Source organism: Ruminococcus sp. AM43-6, from assembly GCF_003461785.1.
Taxonomy (GTDB): Bacteria; Bacillota; Clostridia; order Oscillospirales; family Ruminococcaceae; genus Hominimerdicola; species Hominimerdicola aceti.
The window spans coordinates 6,039-12,300 of sequence record NZ_QTXU01000043.1; the positions used below are offsets into that span (position 1 = coordinate 6,039).

Genomic DNA, 6,262 nt, shown 5'->3' on the forward strand with positions numbered 1-6,262 from the left:
GTGGGAGGAACTACGGTGTTGGCTGCTGTTCCACCTGATAACGGCGGTATTGTTTCGCCTTGTTACTTGTATACTAATCAAGCATATAGCAATTTGAGTATTTCTGGTGGTGTGGCATCTTGCAAGAGTACCGTTTACGGAATATCGGGAACAACAACTAAAATCGTTGTAACTCAGACCTTGCAGGTAAAAGACGGAATGTCATGGCGCAAAATAACCGACTGGAGCAAAACTTTTAACAGCTGGTATTGCAGTTATCCTAACTCATTCTCGCCGATTGGCAGCGGAACCTACCGTGTTAAAACAGTTGCAAAGGTCTACAAGGGCACATCTTACGAAACGGTCACTGTTTACAGTGCGGAGGTTTTGTATTAATTTACAGTTTATGCTTTAGGCAGAGAGGTTTGGTGATTCCAATGAACTAAGATATGTGAATTATTGGTTTTTCTGACGTAGAACCAATACTGAACGATCACAATACGGACTGATAATATGCAGTATTTCGAATATATAGAGTTGAATATATATTTGCGTATTGCGGAAATGGAGGAGAAGTTATGAAACTTAAAAGCAACTTCAAACGAATACTTTCCGGCGTAATGAGTGTAGCTATGGCGGCAACTCTTTTACCGAGTTTGCCGGCAGTAGCAGAGGAGGCAGCAGAAAAGTATCCCTACACAATGTTTGCCGCTTCTGATACAGAGGGGTCTATCACCATTAATGCTAACAATTTCTGTGTGAATGGAAATATAGCGACAAACGGCACAATAGTTTCAAATGGGAATTTGAACGTTAATGGTACGAAAACTGAGAATGCAGGCAAAGAAATGATATATATCTTTGATAAGATCGATTCAGCCTATTTTTCAGGCAATAATATTGATGAATATTCACAGGATTACACTCTTGAAGAAATAAACATAAACATCAATGATCCGCTGGAGGTTGAGGGTAATGCTACTCTTACAGGCAACATAAATATCAACACGGCGCTTAAAGCCTTTGAAGATGTTACCCTTAACGGCGAGGTAAAAAACACAAACAATTCTGTCATCTTTTCAAAGTATGGAGATATTGTGATTGACAGCCAGAACGTTAATCTTAATGGTCTGGTATATGCTCCTTTCGGCAACGTTGAGATAATGGCTCAGAATCTGAATCTCAATAATGTTGTCATTATTGCGGATACAATAACTTTCAACTGTCCAAGCGTAAACGCTAACTATAGTGGCAATGCTGGCGAATTGGTTGGCACTGTTTCAGAGCCTTTGGATATACCTGTCGATGAATGGCAGTATATGAAGGATGAAAACGACAATGGCTTACCTGATTTCTTTGAAGATATGAATAATTGGGAGCTTCTCAAAGATACCGATGGAGATAAGCTTCCTGACTGCGTTGAGCAGTATCTTGGAAGTGATAGCACGTTGGTAGATACCGATGGTGATCTTCTTGATGACTATTATGAGGTGTTTGTTACCGGAACTGACCCGACTTTGATTGATACAGATGAAAACGGAATTACAGACGGTGATGAGGATTTTGATGAAGACGGATTAACAAATCTTCAGGAGTATGAACTTGGTACAGAGCCTTATAATGATGATACGGACGGCGACGGACTTAATGACGGAGAAGAAATCAATACTTATAATACTGATCCGCTAAAGAAAGACACCGATGACGATGGTTTAGAAGACGGCGATGAAATCTATCTTGAAACTGATCCTACAAATCCCGATACAAACGAAAATAGTATTCTTGATGGTGATGAAAAGCGTTTACAGACGTTTATTCACAAGGTTGAAAACGAGGATTGTGCCGTTACAGAGGTTCGTGTATCTATGGAGGGCACGGGTAATCTCCAGAAAACCACAACCGTTGAGAGCATTATGAACAAGGATATACTCTGCTCAGAGGTTGTAGGTCTTGTGGGCGAGCCTTTTGAAATCAAAACGACTTCGCAGTTTGATAAGGCTACGCTTACTTATGTGATCGACAAGTCTAAACTTGGCGATACCGAATTTGACAATCTGCTATTTTTATGGTATGATGAAGAAAATGACAATTTTGTTGAGTTGGACACTATGCTTGATGAGGAGAACTCTACTGTAAGTGTGGAGACTACACACTTCAGTAAGTATATGATAGTTAATAGGGAAGAATGGTACAAAGCATGGTCTACTGAATTATATCCGAGTTATTATGATTATGCTCCAAGTGGATTAAGCACAGTTTTGGTCATTGATTGTTCGGGTAGTATGCAATACAACGATCCATATGAAGCAGGCAGAAAAAAGGCAGCTGAATCGTTTATTAATGTTCTAAGGAATAAAGATAATGTAGCTATTTTGGCTGAAGACAGCAGGCCTCAGATACTTTGTAATTTTACTTCTGTGGGTCAGAAAAACATATTGTTAAACTCGTTGAATAATATCTACTCTACCGGAGGTAATAATTTTGATGCGTCGATAAATCAATCAATTCAACTACTAAAAACACAGACAGGTGCTCCAAAAAAAATGATTGTATTTATGTCTGATGGTGGATGTAATATTTCTGATTCATATTTAAAAGAAGCGGATAGTTTAGATATTTCGATCTACACTATTGGGTTTGGCTTAGGTTCTGATGATAAAACACTTGAACATATGGCAAAGATGACTCATGGTGAATTCTACAAAGCCATTACAACTAATGATTTAGCCGATATTTATTCCCAAATTGCATTGGATACTTTCTTTGATACAAAAGATACAGACGGTGATGGTTTGTATGATGTTTTTGAATTAGCTGGTATACGAGTGCAGAACGGACAGATAGTTAACACTAGATATGATTTGCCTGACACTGACAAAGACGGATTAAAAGATGGTGTTGAAATTGAACCTGTACCGATTTATAAGACTATTATAATGGATCACAAAGAGCAGGAAGTAACTGCTGGTTATTATTTTATTATGAATTCTAATCCTGAAAGTAATGACGATTCAGATGGTGACGGTTATTCGGATATTGAAGATCCGTATCCCATGGATAAACCTGACATTTTAGGTGATAAATACGATTTCCTTGATGGAGAGACATATTATCTTACTAAAATGGTAGGTATTTATCCGGAATACTATATGAATGTAAAAGACAACTCCACTAATCCAGGGGCGTCTTTGATAATGTATAATTATACAGGAAACAATAATCAAAAATTCAAGTTTGAATGGTGCGATGAAGGTTATAAAATTCATGCATTGAATAATGAAGAATTGGTATTAACTCTGCACTTGAATGATGACGGAAGTTATTCTGTATTTATGGGCAATGACTTAAACTTGCAGGGACAATTATGGGAAGTACTACCTTATAATAACGGTGCTAAAGGATTGCTTGGTGAGAATGGTCTGGTAATACGCTCAAAAGTTTTGTATTATGAAAACAACGATACTATAGGTAAACCTTTATACTTAAGCTATAAAAACAATCAAATTTCAGTATCAACAGACAGAATAAATAATGCAAGATTTATGACTTGTGCTATTGCTGATTGGACGAGGTTTGGCGATGCTTATATGCAGTATGTTGGCTGGACTTATACTTCTAATGATAAAATCAATAGAGCCATGAAAAATTACACGAATAATACCAAAATTGGTCTTAAAAAATATGGCGATGATAAAAATATATATTTTTATAACGAAAAGATGCTAGTTATTAATCAATCCAACGGAAATTTTTCAGATGATGGTGGATTAATGTTTGCAGATGTGCCTATGCATGGAGTAATATGCGAATTAATGGCAGCCTTTAATGCAGCAACATTAGCTGGTGAAAATGTTAACTTTTTCAAAACCGCAGCAGAGTTTGAATATAATGCTTTAGTTTTAGATATAGTTACTGGTGGATTATTTTCCAATAAAACCGATTATTTAAAAGATGGTTTTTATGGTAGTAACCCGGATAAAGTATCGGATTGGCTAGACTCTCTCAACCTAACATATAAAACTTACAAGAACCCTAAAATTGGTGATTTAGAATATGCATTTGATTTTGGCAATGCTTTAGCTCAAGAAATGGATAGCGAGTTTACAAATGGTAATGTTGCTTATTTTTCATATAAGTACGAAAGTTCAATTGAGTTAGGAGCATTCGCAAAAGTTGTCACATATCAAAAACAGCATTCTGTTGCTGGAATAAAAGATGATAACTCAGGTATGATAGCGACATTTAATAGATACAGCAACTATACTGAAGCACAACACAATGATGGAAATACGACCTATTTTAATTCTATTGATGAAATCGCGAATAAAGAGGGTTGTATTTTTGATGTGGGTTATTTAATACAGAAAAAATAAGGTTTTATTTCAGCGTTTCAATATGATAATTTAGCAGGCTGATTTACATTAACATTTTGCCAATCAGCCTGTTTTATTTCATTAATAGGTGCTTTTGTGAAATCAGAAATTTGAGGATTATTATGAGAAAAAAATATAGAAAAAATATGATTGCGTTTCCGCTAATATTTATAATTATCGGCTTACTTATTTTAAGACATTTATTCACAAATCAGGGCGATATTAGTATCCATGTTAAAGATAATTATTCTCATGCTTGTCATGTTAATGATTTAATTGTTTATCTTGACTCTGATGGAATCTATTGTAAAAATTCAAAAGGAAATATAGATAAAATATGTAATATCTCTATTGCAAAAACTTCTACTGTAACAGCCGACGAGGAATTTATATTCTTTTCTCCCTCAGTTGATTCTAAAAAAATATTTCAGCTCGACTATTTTGGTAATGTTATTAAAATACATAACATATCACATAGTATTTACGATATGTATTTCGTCGATGACATATTATATGTTCTTAATTATTCCGATATTAATATGCGTTATGACATAAAAGCATATAGTAGTGTTGATGATATGAAAATAATTGATTTAGATAAATGCCCATATGACTATAATATAACTGTTGAAAAAAAATTTTTTTCTGCCAATATACAAATTATCAATAACCGCAATCATTGTTACTTGAAAATAACTGATAAAAATGAAAAAACAGTTTTTTGCAATGTATATAATAAGAAGAATGCAAAACAGATTTTTTTATCTAAAACTGATATGACAGCATCTTTATATGATAATAAATTGATATTGTTTCCGCTAAAATCAGGGAAATTAAACAACTATTATATAATAAATATAGATAATGGTAAAGTCGTAGAATCCGGGACAACTTTTAATATTGATTATTCATATCAGCCGATTAAACAATCTGATAAATATTTAATTATCATAGCACAGTATTCACATTACGCAAAAGGATTTACAGATAATGTATCTGAACAAATTGACGGTGACAGAATTATTTTATGGAATTATGAAACATCACATTTTGAAGAAAAGAAAACTAAAAATCACGAAAGAATCATTTATGCCAACTCCCAAAAAGCAATAACCTATTATAAAGGTAAATATCTGACATATTCGCTTGAGGATTGGAGTCTTATTAAAAAGCAGTCAGTTGATGAGATCAAAGAAGGCGGTTCGTACACTTTTGAATCCTGCGGTGACTACATTTTTGTGTTCGATAATAATTCCGGTGAATTGCTGAATACTATCAACATTGCTTAATTTGATTTGCTCTGTAAACTCATATGTTTGCAGAGCAATCTTATTCTTCAATTTAATATAAACAGCAAAACAACCGACCGTTTCTTAGACAGTCGATTGTTTTAACTATTAATTAACATAACTAAACCTATTGCTGATAACTTCTTCTTTCTCAATCGGTTTTTTACGTTCCTTATTGCAGCCCCGATTTTACGAGCTTTTTTGCGTTTTGAGGGCAAAAATTTCAGTTGTAAAACCGTAGATGCTTTTCAACGGTTTTCACAAAAAAGGGAGTCGAACCCAACACAACAAAAAAAATCGAACATATGGATGATATCGGCACTGTGCATTGCGTCTTTGATAACGGCAGAACGCTCGGAGTTATCCCTGGTGTGGACGACTTTCATATCGTAAGTGAAGATAGTGAGCAAACAGAATATGAAGAAATGAATATATCAATGTGACGTCAAGAAACTCTGTTGCATAATCGTCATCATCAGAAACAGAATATGAAGAAATGAATATATCAATGTGACGGTCAAGTTTTGAAAAAAGCTTGACCGTTTTTTTGTTTGAAAAATCGGAAACCTGCTAAGAAAAATCAATAGGCAAAATGAACAAAGTTGAGAAAAGAAGCAAAGG

3 protein-coding genes and 1 pseudogene are annotated in these 6,262 nt (G+C 34.5%); all 4 read left to right on the forward strand.

The window, feature by feature from the left end; translation table 11 throughout:
• Positions 1-375: hypothetical protein (locus DW938_RS13655; RefSeq protein ID WP_207660718.1), on the forward strand; the 375-nt coding region annotated here is incomplete at its 5' end.
• A 182-nt stretch (positions 376-557) separates the two neighbouring features.
• Positions 558-4,352, forward strand: coding sequence for a vWA domain-containing protein (locus tag DW938_RS13660; RefSeq protein WP_118125458.1), 3,795 nt, complete (start codon positions 558-560; stop codon positions 4,350-4,352).
• 122 nt (positions 4,353-4,474) lie between these two features.
• The gene (locus DW938_RS13665; protein ID WP_117865763.1) at positions 4,475-5,641 is read left to right on the forward strand and encodes a hypothetical protein; all 1,167 of its coding nucleotides are present in this window, start codon (positions 4,475-4,477) and stop codon (positions 5,639-5,641) included.
• A gap of 284 nt (positions 5,642-5,925) precedes the next feature.
• Positions 5,926-6,084 (forward strand): annotated as a pseudogene (locus DW938_RS13670) (DUF4314 domain-containing protein); the annotation flags it as partial.
• Positions 6,085-6,262: the final 178 nt, after the last annotated feature.